The sequence below is a fragment of the Cryptosporangium arvum DSM 44712 genome (assembly GCF_000585375.1).
Taxonomy (GTDB): domain Bacteria; phylum Actinomycetota; class Actinomycetes; order Mycobacteriales; family Cryptosporangiaceae; genus Cryptosporangium; species Cryptosporangium arvum.
Genome location: NZ_KK073874.1, coordinates 3588088 through 3613928, shown reverse-complemented (window position 1 = coordinate 3613928; position 25841 = coordinate 3588088). Strand labels below are relative to the sequence as shown.

At 73.2% G+C, this 25841-nt stretch carries 1 pseudogene; it reads right to left on the bottom strand.

The features are described 5' to 3' along the window. Window positions 1-83 precede the first annotated feature (83 nt). Window positions 84-25829, bottom strand: a pseudogene (locus CRYAR_RS49625) (type I polyketide synthase); the annotation flags it as partial. Between the last annotated feature and the right edge of the window lie 12 nt (window positions 25830-25841).

Here is a 25841-nt window from a genome sequence, read left to right as displayed (position 1 = left end):
CAGGAGTTGCAGGGTCACCCGCCGAGCGCCTGGGCGAAGTCCGCCAGCATCGGGTCCATCAGCGGCGAATGGAACGCGTGCGAAACGCTCAACCGTTTGTACTTCACGGTCAGGCGCTCCACCGCCTCGGCGGTGCCCGACAACACCACCGCCTGCGGCCCGTTCACCGCCGCGAGCGCCAGATCCTCACCCAGCAGGTCCCGGACATCGTCTTCCGACGCGTTCACCGCCACCATCGCCCCACCGGCCGGTAGGGCGTCCATCAGCGACGCACGCGCCCACACCAACGCACACGCATCCGCCAGCGACAACACCCCCGCCACATGCGCCGCGGTCACCTCACCGATCGAATGCCCCGCCACCACCGCCGGACGCACCCCGAACGACTCCACCAAACGCCACAGGGCCACTTCGACCGCGAACAACGCCGGCTGCGCCCAGCCCGTGCGGCCCAGCATCTCCGGATCGGAGCCCCACATCACGGCCCGAACATCCGTAGCGAACCCCGCCAACACCTCATCCAACGCCGTCGCGAACACCGGGAACCGGGCGTACAACTCCCGACCCATCCCGAGCCGCTGCGCACCCTGACCGGTGAACACCACACCCACCACCGGATCCGCGGCCACACCCCGCGCCAACTCAAGACCGTCGAGCAACACCGCCCGGTGCTCGAACACCGATCGGCCGGTCAGCGACCACCCGACGTCCACCGGATGCCCGTCCACCGCCGCCAGCCGGCCGACCTGCGCGTCCAGCGCCGCGGAAGTCTTCGCCGACACCACCCACGGCACGACCGCGTCCGCAGGTGCGGCCACCGACCCGCGCTCGAGGATCACGTGCGCGCCACGATCCGGCGCCGCCGCGGCCGGGGGCTGCTCGAGGATCACGTGCGCGTTCGTGCCACTGATACCGAACGACGAGACCCCGGCCCGACGAGGCTGCCCGGTGGCCGGCCACGGCGTGCTCTCGGTGAGCAGCGAAACGTTCCCGGACTCCCAGTCGACGTGCGACGACGGCTGGCCCACGTGCAACGTCGCCGGCAGCACACCGTGGGACATCGCCTCAACGATCTTGATGATCCCCGCGACCCCGGCCGCGGCCTGCGTGTGACCCAGGTTCGACTTCACCGACCCCAGTAGCAGCGGCTCCGAACGATCCTGTCCGTACGTGGCAAGCAGAGCCTGCGCCTCGATCGGGTCACCGAGCGTCGTGCCGGTGCCGTGCGCCTCCACGGCGTCGACCTGACCCGGGTGCAGACCCGCGTTCGCCAGCGCCGCCCGGATCACCCGTTGCTGCGACGGACCATTCGGCGCGGTCATCCCGTTCGAGGCACCATCCTGGTTGACCGCAGAACCGGCCACCACGGCGAGAATCCGGTTGCCGTCGCGCCGCGCGTCGGACAACCGCTGCAGCACCACGACACCGACGCCCTCGGACCAACCCACGCCGTCCGCGTCGTCCGAGAACGACTTGCACCGACCGTCGGGGGCGAGCCCACGCTGCCGCGAGAACTCGACGAACGCACCCGGCGTCGCCATCACCGTCACACCACCGGCCAGAGCCAGCCCACACTCACCGGACCGCAGCGCCTGCGCCGCCAGATGCACCGCGACCAGCGACGACGAACACGCCGTATCCACCGTCACCGCCGGGCCCTCCAGGCCCAACGTGTACGACACCCGCCCCGACGCCACACTCGGCGACGACCCCGCGCCCCCGTAATCGCTGTACATGACCCCGGCGAACACACCGGTCTGCGAACCACGCAACGACACCGGATCGATCCCGGCCCGCTCGATCGCCTCCCAGCTCGTCTCCAGCAACAACCGGTGCTGCGCGTCGGTCCCGACGGCGTCCCGCGGGCTCATCCCGAAGAACTCCGGATCGAACCACGCCGCCTCATGCAGGAACCCACCCTCACGGGCGTAGGACGTGCCCACGTGGTCCGGATCCGGGTGATAGAGCCCGGCCAGATCCCAGCCCCGGTCCGACGGGAACTCGGTCACCGCGTCCTCGCCGGACGCCACCAGCCGCCAGAGGTCCTCCGGTGTGGACACACCGCCCGGGTATCGGCAGGCCATCCCGACGATCACGATCGGATCGTCGGCCACCTTCGGGGTTACCGGCGCGACGACAGCCGGTGCGGAGCCTCCCACCAGTTCGTCCAGCACGAACCCGGCCAGCACCGCCGTGTTCGGGTAGTCGAACACCAGCGTGGCGGGCAGCCGCAGACCGGTCGCGGCGGTCAGCTTGTTGCGCAGGTCGATCGCCGCGAGCGAGTCGAACCCGAGCTCCTGGAACGACCGGGTCTCCGGGATCGCCGACGCGTCCGCGTGGCCGAGCACCTGCGCGACCTGGATTCGGACGAGCTCAACGACGGTGTTCCGGCGAGTGTCGTCGTCCAGTCCGGACAGTCGCTGGGTGAGCCCTTCGAGCACGGCGGTTCCGGCGACCGCGACCCGCCGCGACCGCGTCCGAACCAGCCCGCGGAGCACCGCCGGCACGGATGCCGAGGCGCGCAGCACCCCGAAGTCGAGCTTGGCCCCGACAACGTCCGCCCCAGGGGCGGCGAGGGCAGCGTCGAACAGCGCGAGTCCCTGCTCGACCGGCATCGCGGGGAGGCCGGAGCGCCCCATCCGCTCGAGGTCGGCCGGTGCGGCCATCCCGGAACGCCACGGTCCCCAGATGATCGACTGCCCGGGGAGCCCGTCAGCCCGCCGGGCGGCCATCAGCGCGTCGAGGAACGCGTTCGCCGCCGCGTAACTGCCCTGGCCGGGGGAACCGAGCACACCTGCGAGGGACGAGAACACCACAAAGGCCTTGGCCCCGGGGGTCAGCTCGTGCAGGTTCCAGACGGCATCCACCTTCGGACGCAACACCCCAGCCACCCGCGAAGCCGTCAACGAACCGACCACACCGTCGTCCAGCACACCCGCCGCGTGCACCACCGCATCGATCTCGTGCCGGGCCAGCACGCTTTCGGCCGCCGACCGGTCCGCGAGATCCGCGGCCTCCACCACCACGTCGACGCCGAGCGAAGACAACTCCGCCACGACCTCAGCCGCGGCCGGAGCGTTCATCCCCGACCGGCTCACCAGCACCAGCTTCGACGCACCCCGCTCAGCCAGATGCCGCGCCACCAGCACACCCAGCCCACCGAGCCCACCAGAAACCAGCACCGTGCCCAGGACCGTGCCGCCCAAGTTCGGGGGCGCCCCCTCCGCGGTGTACTTGGTCAGGCGCGCCGCACGCACGACACCATCGCGCACCAGCACCTGCGGCTCATCCGACCCCAACGCCAGCGGCAGATCGTCCTCGTGCTCGACATCGACCAGCCCGAACACCCCCGGATGCTCACTCTGCGCCGACCGCACCAAACCCCACGCGGCCTCCACCACCGGGTCCGACCCGATCGCGTTAAGAGACACGAACACCAACCGATGACCCACCGTGGCATCCGACGCCAGCCACTCCTGCACCGCCGCCAGCACCTCGGCCACCGCACGATGCGTATCCGCCACGACATCCCCGGTACCAGCCCCGAAACGCCACAGCACCGTCGCCGGCTCCGCCGACGGCAGGTCACCGACTGAAAGCACCCGGCCCTCGTACGGCGTACCGGTCACCGCGGGCCACTCAACCGCGTACAGCTGCTCACCCGTGGACGCCGCCGGTCCGCCGGACGCGCGGAACAACACCGACTCCACGACCGCTACCGTTCCGCCCGCCGCATCCGCGGCCAGGAGCGACACCTGGTCGTCCCCCACGCGCCGAACCCGCACGCGCAGTGAGGTCGCGCCCGCGGCGTACACCGACACGCCCTGCCACACGAACGGCAGCCCGCCGTCGGCGGACGCGTCGGTCGGCTGCACGACGAGCGCGCCGGCCTGCACCGCGGCGTCCAGCAGCGCGGGGTGCACACCGAACCCGGCGACGTCGGTTTCCGGCAACTCCACGGCGGCGAAAACCTCGTCGCCCCGGCGCCACGCCTGGCGCAGCCCCTGGAACAGCGGCCCGTACTCGAAGCCCGCCTCGGCGAACCGTTCGTACCAGCCGTCGAGCGGTAGTTCCTCGGCGTCGGCGGGGGGCCAGACCGTCAGGTCGGATTCCGGTCGGGGGTCGGCGGAGGGCGCGATCCGGCCACTCGCGTGCTGTCGCCAGTCGGCGTCGTTGCCGGGGCGGCTGTGCACCGCCACGGTCCGCAGGCCCTCGGCGTCCGGCGCGTCGACCCGCACCTGCAGCGTCACCGGCTCGTGGTCAACGAGGACCAGGGGTTCGTGCAGCGTCAGCTCGTCCACCCGCGCGCACCCGACCTCGTCCGCGGCCCGCACGACGAGGTCGACCAGCGCCGTGCCGGCGAGCAGCACCTGTCCGGCCACCACGTGCTCGGCCAGCCAGGGCTGCGCACCCACCGACAGCCGACCGGTGAGCACGACCCCACCGCCGTCGGCCAGGTCGACGGTCGCGCCGAGCAGCGGGTGTTCCGCGGAGGTCAGGCCGAGGCCCACGGCGTCGCCGCTACCGGTCGGGGTGGCCGGCCAGTACCGCTGCCGCTGGAACGCGTACGTCGGCAACTCGATCCGCCGCCCGCCCAGCCCGGCGAACGCAGCCGACCAGGTGATCCCGGCACCACGCACGAACAGCTGCGCGAGACCGCCCAGCAGAGTGCTCACCTCGGGCCGGTCCCGCCGCTGGGTAGCGATCCCGCCGTCCACCAGCGCGGTCAGCGCCGTGTCCGGCCCCAGCTCCACAACCGTGTCAACGCCCAGCGCACGCATGCTGGTCACGGCATCCGCGAAGCGCACGGGCTCACGCACCTGCTCAACCCAGTATTCGACGCTATCGAGCGCAGCCACCTCACCGGTGACCGTCGACACCACCGGCAACACCGGAGTCTGCAGCGTCACCCCGTCGAGCGCATCAGCGAAGTCAGCGAGCATCGGCTCCATCAACGGCGAGTGGAACGCGTGCGACACCCGCAACCGGGTGCACTTCACGCCACGTTCGGTCAGCGCCTCCAGGGCCCGGTCGACGGAGTACTCGGTGCCCGAGAGCACCACAGCGTGAGCCCCGTTCACCGCCGCAAGCGCGAGGTCCTCACCCAACAGATCCCGGACATCGTCCTCGGAAGCGTTCACCGCCACCATCGCCCCACCCGCCGGCAGCGCGTCCATCAACGACGCGCGCGCCGACACCAAGGCGCAGGCATCCGCGAGCGACAACACCCCGGCCACATGCGCCGCGGTCACCTCACCGATCGAATGGCCCGCCACCGCCGCCGGACGCACCCCGAACGACTCCACCAAACGCCACAGAGCCACCTCGACCGCGAACAACGCCGGCTGCGCCCAGCCCGTGCGGCCCAGCATCTCCGGATCGGAGCCCCACATCACCGACCGCACGTCGAAAGCGAACCCGGCCAGCACCTCATCCAGCGCCGTCGCGAACACCGGGAACCGGGCGTACAACTCCCGACCCATCCCGAGCCGCTGCGCACCCTGACCGGTGAACACCACACCCACCACCGGATCCGCGGCCACACCCCGCGCCAACTCAAGACCGTCGAGCAACACCGCCCGGTGCTCGAACACCGATCGGCCGGTCAGCGACCACCCGACGTCCACCGGATGCCCGTCCACGGACTCCAGCCGATCAATCTGCCCGTCCAACGCCGCCGGAGTCTTCGCCGACACCACCCACGGCACCACTGCATCCACGGGCGCGGGCACGGCGGCCACCACCGGCGCCTGCTCCAGGATCAGGTGCGCGTTCGTGCCGCTGATCCCGAACGACGAAACACCGGCCCGACGCGGCTGTCCGGTCTGCGGCCACGGCGTGCTCTCGGTGAGCAGCGAAACGCTCCCGGCCTCCCAGTCCACGTGCGACGACGGCCGATCGACGTGAAGTGTCGCCGGCAGAACCCCGTGCGACATCGCCTCGACCATCTTGATGATCCCCGCGACCCCGGCCGCCGCCTGCGTGTGCCCGAGGTTCGACTTCACCGACCCCAGCCACAGCGGCTCCACCCGGTCCTGCCCATACGTGGCAAGCAGCGCCTGCGCCTCGATCGGGTCACCCAACGTGGTGCCGGTACCGTGCGCCTCCACCACATCGACCTGACCCGGCTCCAGCCCCGCATTGGCCAACGCAGCCCGAATCACCCGCTGCTGCGACGGACCATTCGGCGCCGTCATCCCGTTCGACGCGCCGTCCTGGTTGATCGCCGACCCCGCCACCACCGCGAGAACCCGGTTACCGTCGCGCCGCGCGTCGGACAGGCGTTGCAACACGACCACACCGACGCCCTCGGACCACCCCACACCGTCGGCGGCGTCGGCGAAGGACTTGCACCGGCCGTTGGGGGCGAGCCCACGCTGACGCGAGAACTCGACGAACGCCGCGGGGTGCGCCATCACCGTGACCCCACCGGCGAGCGCGAGCCCGCATTCGCCGGACCGCAGCGCCTGCGCCGCGAGGTGCACCGACACCAGCGACGACGAGCAGGCGGTGTCGACGGTGACGGCCGGGCCCTCCAAGCCGAGCGTGTACGAGATCCGGCCGGACGCGACGCTGGGCGCCGCACCCGCGCCGCCGTAGTCGCTGTACATGACCCCGGCGAACACGCCGGTCTGCGAGCCACGCAACGACACCGGGTCGATGCCGGCGCGTTCGATCGCCTCCCAGCTCGTCTCCAGCAGCAACCGGTGTTGCGCGTCGGTGACGAGCGCCTCGCGGGGGCTCATGCCGAAGAACTCCGGGTCGAACCACGCGGCCTCGTGCAGGAACCCGCCCTCGCGGGAGTAGGACGTGCCGGGGTGGTCGGGGTCGGGGTGGTAGAGGTTGGCGAGGTCCCAGCCCCGGTCGGTGGGGAACTCCGACACGGCGTCGCCACCGGTCAGGACGAGCCGCCACAGGTCTTCCGGCGACGAGACACCGCCGGGGTAGCGGCAGGCCATGCCGACGATCACGATCGGGTCGTCCGCCACCTTCGGGGTAGCCGGCACGACCGCGACCGGTGCCGCGCTGCCCAGCAGTTCGTCGACGACGGAACCGGCGAGCGCGGTGATCGTCGGGTAGTCGAAGACGAGCGTCGCGGGCAGCCGGAGTCCGGTCGACGCGGTGAGCCGGTTACGCAGGTCGATGGCCGAGAGGGAGTCGAAGCCGAGTTCCTGGAACGTGCGGCCGGTCCGGACGCTCGCCGGGTCGGGGTGACCGAGGACGTGCGCGGCTTCCGCACGGACCAGTTCGACGACGGTGGCCAGGCGGGTCTCGTCGTCGAGTCCGGCCAAGCGCTGGACGAGCCCTTCGACAACGGCGGTTCCGGCGACCGCGACCCGGCGCGACCGCGACCGCACCAGGGATCGGAGGACCGCGGGAACGGTGGCCGCTTCGCGCCAGACGCGGAGGTCGAGCTGGATCGCCGCGACGGCCGCGGCGGACGAGGACAGCGCGGCGTCGAACAGGGCGAGCCCGGCTTCGGGGGTGAGCGCGGGCAGACCGGACCGGCTCACCCGGGCCACGTTGTCGGCGGTCACCATGCCGGCGTCGAGGTCCCACGGGCCCCAGACGATCGACAGCCCGGGGAGGCCCTGCGCCTGCCGAGCGGCCATCAGCGCGTCGAGGAACGCGTTGCCCGCCGCGTAACTGCCCTGCCCCGGGGAGCCGAGCACCCCGGCAAGCGACGAGAACACGACGAACGCGTCGAGGTCGCTGGTGAGCTCGTGCAGGTTCCAGGCGGCGTCGACCTTCGGGCGCAACACCCCGGCGACCCGCTCAGGCGTCAGCGACCCGACGACACCGTCATCCAGCACGCCCGCCGCGTGCACCACCGCGTTGATCTCGTGCCGCGCCAGCACGGCCGCGGCCGCATCCCGATCGGCGAGGTCCGCGGCCTCCACCACCACCTCGACGCCGAGCGCGGACAGCTCTGCCACAGCCTCGGCCGCACCCCGAGCCGTTCGGCCCACCAGCACCAGCTTCTGCGCACCCCGCTCGGCGAGATGCCGCGCCACGAGCGCACCGAGGCCACCGAGCCCACCGGAGATCAACACGGTCCCCCGCAGATCCGGCGTCTCTCCCGTGGCCGAGTGACGCGCCAACCGCGCCGCACGCACCACTCCGTCACGCACCACGACCTGCGGCTCGTCGGACCCCAGCGCCAGCGCGAGGTCATCCTCGTGCTCGACGTCGACCAGGCCGAACACCCCGGGGTGCTCGTTCTGCGCCGACCGCACCAGACCCCACGCCGCTTCCACCGCAGGGCCGGAGCCGCGCGACACGAACACCAACCGATGACCCAACGTGACGTCCGACGCCAGCCACTCCTGCATCGCCGCCAGCACCTCGGCCACCGCACGATGCGTATCCGCCACGACATCCCCGGTACCAGCCCCGAAACGCCACAGCACCGTCGCCGGCTCCGCCGACGGCAGGTCGCCGAGCTCGAGCACCCGGCCCGCGTACGGCGTCGCGCTCACCACCGGCCACTCCACCGCGTACAGCTGCTGAGCCACCGGCCCGCTCGCCGCGCGGAACACCACCGACTCCACCACCACGACCGGTCCGCCCGCCGCGTCCGCGGCGACCAGCGACACCTGGTCCTCGGCGGTGCGGCGCAGCCGGACCCGCAGCGACGTCGCGCCGGTCGCGTACACCGACACGCCCTGCCACACGAACGGCAGTCCGCCGCCGGCTCCGGCGCCGTCCTGGGCGCCGGCGGCCGCGCCGTGCAGGGCTGCGTCCAACAGCCCGGGGTGGACGCCGAACCCAGCGACCGCGGCGTGGTCGGGCAGGCTGACCTGCGCGTAGATGTCGTCACCGCGTCGCCACACGCGTTCGAGGCCGCGGAAGAGCGGGCCGTACCCGAACCCGGCGTCGGCGAACCGGTCGTACCAGCCCCCGACCGGCAGCTCCTCCGCTCCGGTGGGCGGCCAGGTCCGCAGGTCGGCGTCGGGAGCGGGGACCGGAACGGCCAGCAGACCACTGGCGTGGCGACGCCACTCGGCGTCCTGGTCCTCGCGGCTGTGCACGCTGACCGGGCGCAGGCCGGTGGCGTCCGGGGCCTCCACCCGCACCTGCAACTGCACGGCGCCGGTGTCCGGGACGACGAGCGGGGCCTGCAGCGTCAGTTCTTCGACGCGGTCGTGCCCGACCTCGTCACCGGCGCGGACGACCAGGTCGACGAGCGCGGTGCCGGCGAGCAGGACCCGCCCGTCGACGACGTGCTCGGCGAGCCAGGGTTGGGTGGCGAGCGACAGCGTTCCGGTGAGGACGACGCCGCCGTCGGGCAGCTCGACCGTCGCGCCGAGCAGCGGGTGATCCGCCGCGGCGAGCCCGGCGGCAGCGACGTCGGCGGTGCCGCCGAGCCGGGGAGCAGGCCAGTAGCGCCGGTGCTGGAACGCGTAGGTCGGCACGTCGATCCGCCGCGCACCCAGCCGGGCGAACGCTTCGTCCCAGGTGACGGCGCTGGTGTCCAGCGCGGCGAGCCCGGCCAGGAACGTCGTCACCTCCGGACGGTCCCGCCGCTGGATCGCGACGCCGCCCTCGACGTGGCCGGTCAGCGCAGTGTCCGGGCCGAGTTCCAGGATCGTGTCGACGCCCAGCTCGCGCAGCGCGGCGACCGCGTCGGCGAACCGCACCGGCTGCCGTACCTGCTCCACCCAATAGTCGACGTCGTCGAGCGCGGCGACCCGGCCGGTGACCGTCGAGACCACGGGCAGGGTCGCGGCCTGCGGCGTCACGTCGCGGAGCGCGTCGGCGAAGTCCGCCAGCATCGGGTCCATCAGCGGCGAGTGGAACGCGTGCGACACCCGCAGCCGGGTGTGCTTCACGGTCAGGCGCTCCACCGCCTCGGCGGTGCCCGACAACACCACCGCGTGCGGCCCGTTCACCGCCGCAAGCGCGAGGTCCTCACCCAACAGGCCGCGGACATCCTCTTCGGATGCGTTCACCGCGACCATGGCCCCACCCGCGGGGAGCGCGTCCATCAACGAGGCCCGTGCTGACACCAATGCGCAGGCATCGGCCAGGGACAGCACCCCGGCCACGTGAGCAGCGGTGACCTCACCAATCGAGTGGCCCGCTACAGCCGCTGGGCGGACACCGAACGACTCCACCAGGCGCCACAGGGCGACTTCGACCGCAAACAATGCCGGTTGCGCCCAGCCTGTGCGGGCCAGGGTCTCGGCGTCGTCGCCCCACATCACCGAACGCACGTCGGTGGCGAACCCGGCCAGGACCTCGTCCAACGCTGCGGCGAACACCGGGAACCGCTCGTAGAGCTCCCGGCCCATGCCGAGCCGCTGCGCGCCTTGGCCGGAGAACACGACCCCGACGGTCCGGTCGGTGACCGCGTCGCTCCGGACGAGCGTCGGATCGGGCCGGTCGTGCAGCACTGCGGTCAGGCCCCGCCGGAACTCGTCGGTGTTCGCGGCGACAACGACCGCGCGGTGGTCGAAGCCGGTGCGGTGCAGGAGCGACCAGCCGACGTCAGCCGGGCCGGCCGAAGTCCGGTCCAGGCGGTGCAGAACCCGCTCGGCCTGTCCGCGCAGCGCCTCCGGGCTCTTCGCGGAGAGAACCCACGGCACGACGACGTCAGTGGGCGCGGTTGCCGTTGTCGGCTCTACCCACGGCGCCTCCTCCACGACGACGTGCGCGTTCGTGCCCGAGATACCGAACGAGGACACGCCGGCCCGGCGTACCGCGTCCGGTGTCCGGGGCCAGGAGCGGGCCTCGCCGAGCAGCGCGACGCCGCTGCCGGACCAGTTCACCTCCCGCGACGGCACGTCGCAGTGCAGCGAGCGGGGCAGCAGGCCCTCGCGGAGCCCCATCACCATCTTGATGACGCCGGCGACGCCGGCCGCGGCCTGGGCGTGCCCCATGTTGGACTTGATCGAGCCCAGCCAGAGCGGCCGGTCGTCCGGCCGGTCCTGGCCGTAGGTGGCGATCAGCGCTTCGGCCTCGATCGGGTCGCCGAGCACCGTGCCGGTGCCGTGGCCCTCCACGGCGTCGACGTCGGCGGGGGTGAGCCCGCCGGACGCGAGCGCGGCGCGGATCACGCGCTGCTGCGACGGCCCGTTCGGCGCGGTCAGCCCGTTCGACGCCCCGTCCTGGTTGATCGCCGAACCGGCCACCACCGCCAGGACTTCGTGGCCGTTGCGCCTGGCGTCGGAAAGGCGTTCGAGAACCAGTACCCCGACGCCCTCGGCCCAGCCGGCGCCGGACGCGCCGTCGCCGAACGACCGGCACCGTCCGTCGGGCGCCAGGCCGTTGCCCTGTGCGGTGAACGACTCGAACGCACCCGGCGACGACATCACCGCGACGCCGCCGGCCAGGGCGAGCCCGCACTCTCCGGCTCGCAGCGCCTGCGTCGCCAGGTGCAACGCGACCAGCGACGACGAGCACGCGGTGTCGACCGAAACCGCGGGACCCTCCAGCCCCAGCACGTACGACAGGCGGCCCGACAACACGCTCGCGACGGCGCCGGTCGACCCGTAGGCGGCGACATCCTCGCCGGAGCGCGCGAGGACGCCGACGTAGTCCTGCCCAGTGGTGCCGACGTACACGCCGGTGCGGGAGCCGCGCAGCGACTCCGGGTCGAGACCGGCCCGCTCCAGCGCCTCCCAGGACACCTCGAGCAGCAGCCGCTGCTGCGGGTCCATGGCGACGGCCTCACGCGGGGAGATGCCGAAGAAGTCGGCGTCAAAATCAGGCAGGTCGTAGAGGAAGCCGCCCTCGGTGGCGGCGCTCGACCCGGCGGCCAGCGCGTCCAGATCCCAGCCGCGATCCGCCGGGAACGCCGAGACCACGTCCCGGCCGGAGAACACGACGTCCCACAGGTCCTCCGGTGACCGCACGCCGCCCGGGTACCGGCAGCCGATGCCGACGATCGCGATCGGTTCGGTCGCCGCCGCGACCAGGGTGGCGTTCTGCTCCCGCAGCAGCGCCACCTCGGCCGAGGAGGCGGGCTCGTCGGCGGCGGGCAGCTCGCCGGTGGAGCGGAGGATCAGGTCGAGCAGGCCGGTGCGGCGCAGGTTGCCGACCGGGATGTCGGCGAGGGCGCGGCGGACGTCGTCGTCGGGGTCGGCGGTGGTCTCGGTGTCGGGGAAGAGCAGGCCGTGGAGGTGCTCGGCGAGCGCGGTGGCGGTCGGGTAGTCGAAGGCGATCGCGGCGGGCAGCGTCAGGCCGGTGCGGGCGCGCAGGCGGTTGCGCAGCTCGACCGCGGTGACCGAGTCGAAGCCGAGTTCACGCATCGCCCGGCCGGCGGGGATGGCGTCGGCGTCGGCGTGGCCCAGTGTGTCGGCGGCCTCGGTACGGACCATGCGCAGGAGTGCCTTGACGCGCTGCGCGGGCGGGAGCGGCACGAGTTCGCCGTGGAGCAGCGGTGCGTCGGCGGGTTGTTCGGTCCGCAGCGCCTCGGGCAGGTCGGACAGGAGCGGGCTGGGGCGCGTGGCGGTGAACGTCTCGGCGAAGCGCGGCCAGTCCATCGCGGTCACGGTCACCGTCGTGTCGCCGCGGCCGAGGGCCTGCTCCAGCGCGGTGATCGCCTGCTCCGGAGGCATCGCCAGGACACCCTGGCGGCGCAGGCCTTCGACGACGGCCGGGTCGGCGGCCGCGCCGATCCCGTCCCAGAGGCCCCACGAGACCGCGGTGGCCGGCCGGCCGGTGGCGCGGCGGTGCTGGGCGAGGGCGTCGAGGGAGGCGTTGGCCGCGGCGTAACCGCCCTGACCGCCGCCGCCCCACACGCCGGCGCCGGAGGTGAACAGCACGAACGCGTCGAGCGACGCGTCGGCCGTGAGCTCGTGGAGGTGCTGGGCGGCGAGGGCTTTCGGGCCGGCCATCGCGGCGAGGCTCTCAGCGGTCAGTTCGGCGACCGGCCGGTCCCCGTCGAAGACGGCGGCCGCGTGGATGATCCCGCGCACGGGCCCGGCGTCACGCAGCGCGGCGGCGACGACGTTCCGGTCGGCGACGTCACCGGCGACGAGCGTGACCTCGGCGCCGTCGGCGCGGAGGCGTTCGGCGAGTTCGGGAGCGCCGGGGGCCTCGGGGCCGCGCCGGCTGAGCAGCACCAGGTGTTCCGCGCCGCGGCCGGCGAGCCAGGTGGCCGCGACACCGCCGATGCCGCCGGTGCCGCCGGTGATGAGCCAGGTGCCGGACGTCCGCCACAGCACCGCGGCGGGACCGGCCGGTGCGCGACGCAGCCGGCGGCCGAACGTTCCGTGGGGTCGTACCGCGACTTGGTCTTCGGGGCCGAGGAGGGCGGCGGTGAGTCCGGTGATGATCCGGTCGTCGAGGTCGGCGGGCAGGTCGATCAGGCCGCCCCAGCGGTCGGGCTGCTCCAGCGCCGCGACCCGGCCGAGGCCCCAGATCGCCGCCTGCGCCGGGTCGACGTCACCGTCGGCGGTTGTCGTCACCGCGCCACGGGTGACGCACCAGACCGGACCGTCCGCCCGCCCCAGCGCCGCGACCACGTCCAGCGGCTCACCGACCAGGCAGATGACGCCGTCATAGGCCCCGCCGTCGTCGGCGGTCGTCAGGTCGTCGGCGTGGGTGCGCAAACCTTCGTGGATCTGCAGCGCCCATGCGTCCGGTGCGTCGGGCAGGACCAGCAGCCACCGTCCGGTCAGCCGCCCGGCTGTGGTCGGCAGAGGGCTCCATCCGACCGTGTAGCGCCATGAGTCGAGTCGCACGGTCGTGTCCCGGCGCTCCCGCCACGCGGTCAGTGCGGGGGCGACTACCGCGGCGGTCTCCTCGTCCAGCGCGAGCTGCGCGGCGAGTGTGTCGGCGTCGCCGCCGCCGAGCGATTCCCACCATCCGTCGGACTCGGGCGTGCTCACACTGGGGTCGTCCAGCCAGTAGCGGCGCCGCTGGAACGCGTATGTCGGCAACGCCACCCGCCGCGGGTTCAGCCCCGCGAACCACGACGACCACTCCACGTCCACACCCGCGACGAACGCCGCACCCAGCGACGCCCCGAACCGGTCAAGGCCGCCGTCATCCCGGCGGAGCGACTCGACCACCGCGACCGCGTCCTCGCCGCCCTGCCAGGCTTCGAACGTCTGCTCGATGCCGAGCCCCAACAGCGGATGCGCGGACATCTCCACGAACACCCGGGCGCTGTCGGCGAACGCGGCCTCCACCGCCGAACGCATCCGCACGGTCTGCCGCAGGTTCGACAACCAGTACCCGGCGTCGAGGATCTCGCCGTCGATCCGCGTCCCGGTCACCGTCGAGTACATCGGCACCCGCGGCACCATCGGCCGGATCCCGGCCAGCACCCGCAGCACCTCGTCCGCCACCGAATCGATCTGCGGACCGTGCGACGGATAGTCCACCTGCACCCGACGCGCCCGGACGCCCTCGGCCGTGAACCGCGCGTGGAGCTCGTCGAGCAGCTCGTCAGGGCCGCTCACCACGACCGACGACGGCCCGTTCTCCGCCGCGACCGCCACCCCCGCCGGGAGTTCGCCCAGGTCATCAACGGGGACTGCGACCGACATCATCCCGCCGGTGCCCCGCAGGGCCACCAACGCCCGGCTCCGCAGACCCACCACGGTCGCGGCATCCCGCAACGACAACGCCCCGGCGACATAGGCCGCCGCGATCTCACCCTGCGAGTGGCCGATCACCGCACCGGGCGTCACCCCGAACGACTCCCACACCTGCGCGAGGCCCACCATCACCGTGAACAACACCGGCTGAACGACCTCAACCCGATCGAACACCGCCGGATCGCCGTTGCCGACCACCGCGTCCACGATCGACACCCCGACCATCGGATCGAGGATCTCGGCGCACTCCTCGACGGTCCGCCGGAAAGCCGCAGAGCCCTCCCACAACTCGCGTCCCATCCCCCACCACTGCGCCCCCTGACCGGGGAAAACCCACACCGGCCGCACGCCACTCTCGCCACTACCGCCGCCGGCCACGCCGCCCAGACCAGCGACCAACTCGCGCGTGGTCGATCCCCACACCACGGCCCGGTACGGAAGCCGAGCCCGCGTCGCCACCAGCGACCACCCGACGTCCACCGCGGAGACGTCCGTCCCGGCCACCGCGGACGCCAGCCGGGCCGCCTGCCCACCCAACGCCACCGCCGAGCGAGCCGACACCACCCACGGCACGAGCGCGCCGGACCCCGGTGCCGCCAGCTCCGCCGCCGGGGCCGCCAACTCCGCCGCCGCCGGGCCTGAGAGCGCGGAAGCCGCTGGGGCCTGCTCGAGGACCACGTGTGCGTTCGTGCCGCTGATCCCGAACGCCGACACACCGGCGCGCCGGGGACGGTCCACCGACGGCCACTCCGCGGCCGACGTCACCAGCTGGACCTCGCCGGCCTCCCAGTCCACGTGTGACGAGGGACTGTCCACGTGCAAGGTCGCCGGCACCACGCCGTGACGCAGGGCCAGCACCATCTTGATGACTCCGGCGACACCGGCCGCCGCCTGGGCATGACCGATGTTCGACTTCACCGAACCGAGCAGCAACGGCCGCTCCCGGCCCTGGCCGTACGTCGCCAGCAACGCCTGGGCCTCGATCGGATCCCCGAGAGCCGTCCCGGTGCCGTGCGCCTCCACCACGTCGACATCCGCCGGCGAAAGACCCGCCGAACCGAGCGCCGCCCGAATCACCCGCTGCTGCGACGGACCGTTCGGCGCGGTCAGCCCGTTGGACGCGCCGTCCTGGTTGACCGCGGAGCCGGCCACAACGGCCAGCACCTCGTGCCCGTGACGCCGCGCGTCGGACAACCGCTCCACCACGACGAGCCCGATGCCCTCAGCGAAACCGGCGCCGTCGGCGGCGTCGGCGAAAGCCTTGGAACGGCCGTCGGTGGCCCAGCCGCTCTGCCGGCCCATCGCCGCGAAGACGCTGGGGGTGTTCATCACGGTGACGCCACCGGCGAGCGCGAGGCCGCACTCACCGGAGCGCAGCGCCTGCACGGCCAGGTGCAGCGCGACCAGCGACGACGAACAGGCGGTGTCGACGGTGACGGCGGGGCCTTCGAGCCCGAGCGTGTAGGAGACGCGGCCGGACGCGACGCTGCCCGACGTGCCGTTGCCGAGGAAGTCCTGGGAGCCCTCCGGGAACGAGCCGTTGGCGAGCGCGTAGTCGTGGTACATCAGACCGGCGAACACGCCGGTGCTGGTGCCGCGTAACGCGGTGGGGTCGATACCCGCGTTCTCGAACGCTTCCCACGACGTCTCGAGCAGCAGACGCTGCTGCGGGTCCATCGCGACGGCCTCGCGCGGCGAGATGCCGAAGAAGCCGGGGTCGAACTCGGTGGCGTCGTAGACGAAGCCACCGGCTGGGATGGCGTCCCCGGTCACGTCCAGGGTCCAGCCGCGGTCGGCCGGGAAGTCGGAGATCGCGTCGCGGCCCTCGACGAGCAGTTGCCACAGCTCGTCGGGGTTGCTGACGCCGCCGGGATACCGGCAGGCCATACCGACGATGACGATCGGGTCGTCATCGCCCGTGTCGACGGCCACCGGGACATCCACTACGGGCTCGTCGCCGAGGACCTGATGCAGGAGCATCGCGGCGAGCGTCGCCGGAGTCGGATAGTCGAAAACGAGCGTCACCGGCAGGCGCAGGCCGGTCTCCGCGGCGAGGCGGTTACGCAGCTCGACGGCGGTCAGCGAGTCAAAACCGAGCTCGCGGAACGCCCGGTCACGGTGGACCTGCGCGGCCGAGGCGTAGCCCAGGATCGCGGCGACCTGGCCGCACACCAGCGTCGTGAGCGAGTCGAGGCGGTCGGTCTCGGGCAGGCGCCGGAGCCGGTCGGCGAGGCCTCCGCCGCCGGTGCCGTCGGCGGCGGTGCGCCGCGCGGACACCGGCACGAGCCCCCGCAGCAGCGGGGCGACCCAGCCAGCGGTACGGAGCACGGCCCGGTCGACCGGCAGCGCGGCGACGGCGGGTTCGCCGGTCGCGACGGCCACGTCGAACCAGGCGAGGCCCTGCTCCGCGGTGAGCGGCGGGAAGCCCTGGCGGGCCATGCGCTCGAAGTCGGCGTCGGTCATCGCGGTGGTGAGGCTGCTGCCGACCGACCACGGTCCCCACGCGATCGAGACGGCGGGCAAACCGAGGCCGTGGCGGTGCACGGCGAGCGCGTCCAGGACGGTGTTCGCCGCCGCGTAGTTGCCCTGGCCGGCGCTGCCGCCGGTGCCGGCGAACGACGAGAAGAGCACGAACTGCCGGAGCCGGGGCGCGTCGGCGGTGGCTTCGTGCAGGATCCACGCCGGGTCCACCTTGGCCCGGAACACGGTGTCGATCCGGTCCGGGGTGAGCGAGTCGAGCACGCCGTCGTCGAGGGTGCCTGCGGAGTGGACGATCGCGGTCAGCGGGTGTTCGTCGGTGACGCCGTCGAGCAGGTGCCGTACTGCGGTGGCGTCGGCCAGGTCGCAGCGGGCGATCCGGACCCGCGCGCCCGCCGCTTCCAGCCCGGCGGTGAGGTCGTCGACGCCGGGGGCGTCCGGTCCGCGGCGGCTGGCCAACAGCAGGTGCCGCACGCCGTGGTGGCGGACGAGGTGGGTGGCGACGAGGGCGCCGAGGCCGGTGGTGCCGCCGGTGACGAGCACGGTGCCGTCGGGGTCCCAGTCGGGGCCGTCGACGGTGGGTAGCGCGGCCAGGCGCCCGCGGTGCAGGACGCCGCCGCGGACGACGATCTGGGGTTCCCCGGCGGCCAGTACGGCCGCGGCCGTCTCGGCGGTAAGCGGTTCGTCGGCGGTGTCGACGAGAACGAACCGGTCGGGGTGCTCGGACTGAGCCGTACGCAGCAGCCCCCACACCCCGGCGGCCGCCACGGACGGCCCGGCAACCACGAGCAGGGGGATGTGTGTCGTCCACTCCTGCGCCAGCCACCACTGGAGCTGGGCGAGTACCTCGCCGGTCACGGCCCGCGCCCGCTCGGGCAGCGGGGTGCCAGGGTCGCCGGTGGGCACCGTCAGGGCGGCGACGGTCGGTGGCTCCTGCGGGTCGGTGCGCCGGAGGTCGGTGGTCGACAGCCAGCGCTCCGGCGCGACGACGGCCGCCGCGGGCAGCGGTGTCCAGGTCACCCGCCACAGGCCGTCCACGACCGGGGCGGCGGGGCGCAGCCCACCGTCGGGCACCTCACGCAGCACGAGCGAGCCGACCGAAACGACGAGCTCCCCATCGGCGTCGATGCCCTGCAGCGCGACGGTGTCGGGCCCGGTCCGGGTGACGACGACACGCAGCGCTGCGGCGCCAGAGGCGTGCAGCACGGTGTCCTGCCAGCTGAACGGCAGGCGCCCGTTCGCACCGCGGGACAGGTCGGCGAAGCCCACCGCGTGCAGTGCCGCGTCGAACAGGGCCGGGTGCAGGCCGAACAGTCCGGCGTCGCCGTGGACGTCGTCGGGCAGCGCGACCCCGGCGTAGACGCGGTTCGCCGCCGGTTCCTCCCAGACGGCACGCAGACCGCGGAAGACCGGGCCGTAGTGCAGGCCGGACGCCGCGAACTGCTCGTACACGCCGTCGACGACAACCGCGGTGGCACCGGACGGCGGCCAGATCGGGTCGACCGGAGTGGGAGCGGGCAACGCCGCACCGCTAACCGTGCCCGTCGCGTGCCGCACCCAGTCCGATCCGAGCGGCCCGGCCGTTTCGGCGGGGCGGCTGAACACGTCGACCGCACGGCGGCCGTCCTGGTCGCCGCCGATCCACACCTGGACGGCGATCGCACCGTCCCGCGGCACCACCAGCGGCACCTGCAGCGTGAGCTCTTCGACCTGTCCGCAGTCGACGGCGTCGCCGGCCCGCACGGCCAGCTCCAGCAACCCGGTACCGGGGAAAACGAGGAGGTCACCGACGGCGTGGTCGGCGAGCCACGGGTGGGTGGCGAGCGACCAGCGTGCGGTGAACACGACACCGCCGGTGTCGGGCACGGCTGTCGCGGCACCGAGGAGCGGGTGGGCGGCCGCGACGAGGCCGAGCCCGGCGGGGTCGCCGCTGCCGACGGCCAGCCGGGGCCAGAACCGCCGATGTTGGAACGCGTAGGTGGGCAGCTCGACGCGGCCGGCAGCGCCGATCACCGCGGACCAGTCGACGACGATCCCGGCGACGTGGGCCTCCGCGAACGCGGTGACCAGCCGGGTGAGACCGCCGTCGTCGCGGCGTAGGCTTCCGAGGGCGATGATCGGCTCGTCGCCGGCCGTGTCGTGCAGCCCGACGCTCAGCACGGGGTGCGGCGAGACCTCGACGAACGTCCGGAACCCGGCGTCGAGCAGGCCGCGGACCGCGGCGTCGAACAACACCGGTTGACGCAGATTGCGGTACCAGTAGTCGGCGTCGAGGGCGGTGCCGTCGACCCAGATTCCGTCCACCGTGGAATAGAAGGCGACGTCCGACGCGGTCGGAGCCAGGTCGGCGAGCTGGTCGAGCAGGTCCGTGCGCAGTGCCTCGACCTGCGCGGAGTGGGCCGCGAAGTCGACACCGGCGAGCCGCCAGCGCATGACGCCGGCCGCGGCGCAGCGCTGTTCGATGAGCGTGACGGCGTCCGGGGTGCCGCTGACGGTCACCGCGCGGGGACCGTTGACGGCGGCGATCGAGACGTCGGCGTCGCCGATGAGTTCACGCACCTGGTCGACGCCGGTCAGCACCGACAGCATCGCGCCGGAGCCCGCGAGCCGCTCGGCGACGAGCGTGGCGCGGGCGGTGACGACGCGGGCGCCGTCGGCCAGCGTGAGCAACCCGGCGACGCAGGCCGCGGCGACCTCACCCTGGGAGTGACCGAGCACGGCGGCGGGGCGGACGCCGACGGACTCCCAGACCGCGGCCAGCGACACCATGACGGCCCAGAGCACCGGCTGTAGCACCTCGACACGGCGCAGCGCGTCGTCGTCGGCGAGCGCGTCGGCGACGGACCAGCCGAGAGCCTCGGCGCACTCGGCGAGCCGGGCGGCGAACACCGGTGACTCGGTGAGCAGGTCACGGCCCATGCCGAGCCACGCGGCGTCCTGGCCGCCGAACGCCAGGACGATCTCACCGGGGGCGCGAGCGGTGCCGCGGGCGAGTTCGCGGGGCGTTTCTCCGGGCAGGAGCACCGCCCGGTGCGCGAACGCCGCGCGGGTGGTCAGCGTGTGCGCGACGTCGGCGGGGTCGAGACCGGAGACGGCGTGCAGGTTGTCGATCTGGGCCTGGAGCGCTTCCGGTGTCTTGCCCGAGACGATCCACGGTGTCGGGCCCGTTCCCGGCTGGGCCGCGGCACAAGCGGGCGGCTGCTCCAGGATCACGTGGGCGTTGGTGCCGCTGATCCCGAACGCCGAGATCCCGGCCCGCCACGGCCGGTCCACCACCGGCCACTCGCCGGGTTCGGTGAGCACCGACACCGCACCGGACGCCCAATCCACGTGCCCGGACACGGATTCCACGTGCAGCGTGCGCGGCAGGCTCCGGTGGCGGAACGCACCGATCATCTTGATGATCCCCGCCACCCCGGCCGCGGCCTGGGTGTGCCCGATGTTCGACTTGATCGACCCGATCAGCAGGGGATACTCGCGCTCCTGGCCATACGTGGAGAGCAGCGCCTGCGCCTCGATCGGATCACCCAACGCCGTACCCGTGCCGTGCGCCTCCACCACGTCGACATCCGCCGGAGACAGCCCCGCCGACGCCAACGCCGACCGGATCACCCGCTGTTGCGACGGGCCGTTCGGGGCGGTGAGGCCGTTCGACGCTCCGTCCTGATTCACCGCCGAGCCCCGCACCACCGCGAGAATCCGGTCACCCCGGGCTTCGGCGTCCGACAGGCGCCGCAACACCAGCACCCCGGCGCCCTCGCCCCACACCGTGCCGTCGGCGTCGTCCGAGAACGCCTTCACCCGGCCGTCCGGGGCCAGGCCGTTCTTGGTGCCGAACTCGATGAACGAGCCGGGCCCGGACATGAGCGACACGCCACCGGCGACGGCAAGGTCACACTCACCGGACCGCAACGCCTGGGCGGCCAAATGCAGAGCCACCAGCGACGCCGAACACGCGGTATCGACGGTGAGCGCAGGCCCCTGGAGCCCGAGAAGATAGGACACCCGGCCGGACAGGATGCTGGCGTTGTTGCCGGTGGCTACGTAGTCGTGCACGTCGACAGCGCGTTGCAGGACACTCGGGTAGTCCTGGCCGTTCGTGCCGACGAACACACCGGTCGGCGAACCCGGCAACGACGTCGGATCGATCCCCGCGTCCTCCAACGCCTGCCACACCGTCTCCAGCAAGATCCGCTGCTGCGGATCCATCGCCAGCGCCTCACGCGGCGCGATCCCGAAAAACTCGGCGTCGAAGTCGGCAATGCCGTCGACGAAGCCACCGCGGCCGGTGGTCGCGAGGTTGTCGAGGCCGATCAGGTCCCAGCCGCGGTCGGTGGGCAGGCCGCTGATCGTGTCGACGCCGTCGGCGACGACCCGCCAAAGCCCCTCGGCGTCGGTGACCCCACCCGGGTACCGGCAGCCCACGCCGACGATCACGACCGGGTCCTCGCCGAGACGACCCGCGACGTCGTCCGTCGTCTCGACGACGCTCCCGGCCGGCAGCAGTTCGGCGAGCAGGAGCTCGGCCAGGGCGTCCGGCGTCGGGTAGTCGAAGACGAGGGACGCGGGCAGGCGCAGCCCGGTCGCGGCGGCGATCGCGTTGCGCAGTTCGAGGGCGGTCAGCGAGTCGAAGCCGAGGTCGCGGAACGCGCGGCCCGCCGGGAGCGCCTGGGCGTCGGGATACCCGAGGGTCTGCGCCACCAGCGTGTGGACGAGCTCGACCGCCGCGGCCGGTCGCTGCGCGGGCCGAAGCCCGGTGAGCCGGGATGCCCAGTCGGTCGGTTCCTCGGCGGCGGTGGTGTGCGGGGCGACGGCCAGGTCGGTGAGGAACGGCGGCGGGTTGGTGAACCGGGTCCAGTCCACGTCGGCGACCGCGACCGCGGCGTCGCCGGAACGCACGGCCGCGTCGAGGGCGGTGAGCGCCGCGCCGGGTTCGATCGGGGCGAACCCGCCGCGGCGGACGCGCTGTTCGACGACGTCGGTGTCGGCGGCCATGCCGACCGACGCCCACGGACCCCAGGCGATCGCGGTGCCGACTCCGGTGCGGGCACGCCGCTCGGCCGCCCAGGCGTCCAGCGCGGCGTTCGCGGCGGCGTAGTTCGCCTGCCCCGCCGAACCGAACACCCCGGCGATCGACGTGAAGACGACGAACGCGCGCAGGTCGAACCCGGCGGTGACCGCGTCGAGCACGCGGGCGCCGTCGACCTTCGCGGACCACACCTCACGCAGGGCGTCGGGGGTGAGGCCTTCCAACACCCCGTCGCGCACCACGCCGGCGGTGTGCACGACGCCGGTCAGCGGCACCGGGAGGTCCGCCACGGCGGCGGTCATCGCGGCCTCGTCGGTCACGTCGGCCGCGACCACCCGCACGCCGGCGCCGAGCTCTTCCAGCTCACCGGCGAGGTCGACCGCACCGGGCGCCTCGAGCCCACGGCGAGACACCAGCACCAGGTACGACACACCCTGACCGGCCAGCCACCGGGCGACCTGCGCGCCGAGCCCCCCGGTGCCGCCGGTGACCAGCACCGCGCCCGACCAGCCCACCGGCTCCGCGGGGGCGGCGGTGGCATGGACGAGACGCCGCACGTACACCCCGGACGGCCGCACCGCGTAGTGGTCTTCCCCCGCCACCGGCGCGGCGAGCACCGCGGACAGGCGACGCAGCACACTCGGATCCGCTGCGGGGGGTAGGTCGACGACTCCGCCCCAGCGGTCCGGATGTTCCAGCGCGACGACCCGGCCGAGCCCCAGCAGCGCGGCCTGCGCCGGGTCGGGTGCGGGGTCGGCGCGTCCGGTGGCAACGGCACCCCGGGTGACCAGCCAGAGGCGGGCGTCGATCCCGGCGTCGCCCAAAGCTTGGACGGCGGTGACGGTCGACGCGAGCCCGAGCAGTGACAGCACCCCGGCGAATGGGCCGTTCTGCGCCCGCAGCCGCTCGGCGGTCTCGGTCCGGTCCGTCACTTCGATGACGGTGAGGTCGTCGAAGAGCGATGTGATCCGGTCCCCTGCCGGTGGGGTGAGGATCAGCCAGCGCCCGGCCGGCGGCGGCCCGTCGGGCACGGTCGTCAGGGGACGCCACGTGACGCGGTACCGCCAGGAGTCCGCGAGGGTCCGCGTGGTGAGGCTGTCGCGCCAGGCGTCGAGGCCGTCGAGTACGTCGCCGACCATGTCGACGGCGTCGATCCCGAGGCGGGAGGCGAGCGACTCGGGGCCGTCGGCGCGGACCGCGGACCACCAGTGGTCGGGAGCGGGTTCGAGTTCGGCCGGTCGGGGTGCCGGCCAGTAGCGCTGCCGCTGGAACGCGTAGGTCGGCACGTCGACCCGGCGCGGGTCGAGCCCGGCGAACGCGGTCTCCCAGGTGACGTCGGCGCCGCGCACGAACAGCTGCGCGAGGCCGCTCAGAAGCATCGTGACTTCGGGACGGTTCCGCCGCTGGATGGCGATCCCGTTCTCGACCAGCGCGGTCAGCGCGGTGTCCGGCCCCAGTTCGAGAACCGTGTCGACGCCCAGCTCACGCATGCTGGTCACGGCATCCGCGAAGCGCACGGGCTCGCGTACCTGCCGAACCCAGTAATCGACGCTGTCGAGCACGGCCACCCCGCCAGTGACCGTCGACACCACCGGTAAGGCAGGAGTTTGCAGGGTCACCCCGCCGAGCGCCTGGGCGAAGTCCGCCAGCATCGGGTCCATCAGCGGCGAATGGAACGCGTGCGAAACGCTCAACCGTTTGTACTTCACGGTCAGGCGCTCCACCGCCTCGGCGGTGCCCGACAACACCACCGCCTGCGGCCCGTTCACCGCCGCGAGCGCCAGATCCTCACCCAGCAGGTCCCGGACATCGTCTTCCGACGCGTTCACCGCCACCATCGCCCCACCCGCGGGCAGGGCGTCCATCAGCGACGCACGCGCCCACACCAACGCACACGCATCCGCCAGCGACAACACCCCCGCCACATGCGCCGCGGTCACCTCACCGATCGAATGGCCCGCCACCGCCGCCGGACGCACCCCGAACGACTCCACCAGCCGCCACAGGGCGACTTCGACCGCGAACAACGCCGGCTGCGCCCAGCCCGTGCGGGCCAGGGCCTCGGTGTCATCGCCCCACATCACCGAACGCACGTCGGTGGCGAACTCGGCGAGCACCTCGTCCAACGCCTCCGCGAACACCGGGAACCGGTCATACAACTCCCGGCCCATCCCGAGGCGCTGCGCACCCTGGCCGGTGAAGACCACACCGACCGTCGGATCCGCGGCCACCCCTCGCGCCAGCTCCGTACCGTCGAGCAGCACCGCCCGGTGCTCGAACACCGACCGGCGCGTCAACGACCAGCCGACGTCCACCGGGTTCCCCTCGACCCGGCCCACCTGGCCGATCTGCGCGTCCAGCGCCGCGGAAGTCCTCGCCGACACCACCCACGGCACCGCCGCCTCCGCCGTCGCGGGCACCGGCGCCGCCGCCGGAGCCTGCTGCACGACGACGTGCGCGTTGGTGCCGCTGATCCCGAACGCCGACACACCGGCCCGCCACGGCCGGTCGACGGCGGGCCAGTTCTCCGCCGAGGTGAGCAGCCGCACCGCTCCGGCGGTCCAGTCCACGTGCGACGTGGGCGGGTCGGCGTGCAGGGTCGGCGGCACCGTGCCGTGGCGCATCGCCAGGACCATCTTCATGACGCCGGCCACCCCGGCGGCCGCCTGGGCGTGGCCGATGTTCGACTTGATCGAGCCCAGTAGCACGGGCCGGTCGGCGGGGCGTCCCTGGCCGTAGGTGGCGATCAGCGCGTCCGCCTCGATCGGGTCACCGAGGACCGTGCCCGTGCCGTGCGCCTCGACCACGTCGACATCCGCCGGGGTCAGGCCCGCGGACGACAGCGCGGCCCGGATCACGCGCTGCTGCGAGGGCCCGTTCGGCGCCGTCAGCCCGTTCGACGCACCGTCCTGGTTGACCGCGGAGCCGGCCACCACGGCCAGGATCTCGTGGCCGTTGCGCCTGGCGTCGGAGAGCCGTTCGAGAACCAGTACCCCGACACCCTCGGCCCAGCCCGCGCCGGACGCACCCTCACCGAACGAACGACACCGACCGTCGGGCGCCAAGCCGTTGCCCTGCGCGGTGAACGACACGAACGCACCGGGCGAGCACATCAGCGCCGCACCACCGGCGAGCGCGAGTTCGCACTCCCCGGCCCGCAGCGCCTGCGCAGCCAGGTGAATGGCCACCAGCGACGACGAGCACGCGGTGTCGACCGAGACCGCGGGACCCTCCAGCCCCAGCACGTACGACAAGCGGCCCGACAACACGCTCGCGACCGCGCCCGTCGAGCCGAACAGCGACATGTCGAAGCCGGCTTCGGTCAGCACGCTGACGTAGTCCTGGCTGGACGTTCCGACGTAAACGCCGGTGCGGGAGCCGCGCAGCGACGCCGGGTCGAGACCGGCCCGCTCCAGCGCCTCCCAGGACACCTCGAGCAGCAGCCGCTGCTGCGGGTCCATGGCGACGGCCTCACGCGGGGAGATGCCAAAGAAATCCGCGTCGAAGTCGGCGACGTCGTACAGGAAACCGCCCTCGGTGGCGGCGCTCGACCCGGCGGCCAGCGCGTCCAAGTCCCAGCCGCGGTCGGCCGGGAACGCGGACACCACGTCCCGGCCGGAGGAGACCACGTCCCAGAGGTCCTCCGGCGTCCGCACGCCGCCGGGGTACCGGCAACCCATGCCGACGATCGCGATCTGCTCCGACGCGGCCGCGACCAGCTGCGCGTTGCGCTCCCGGAGTCGCTCGATCTCCTTCAGCGACGACCGAAGTGCCTCGATGTA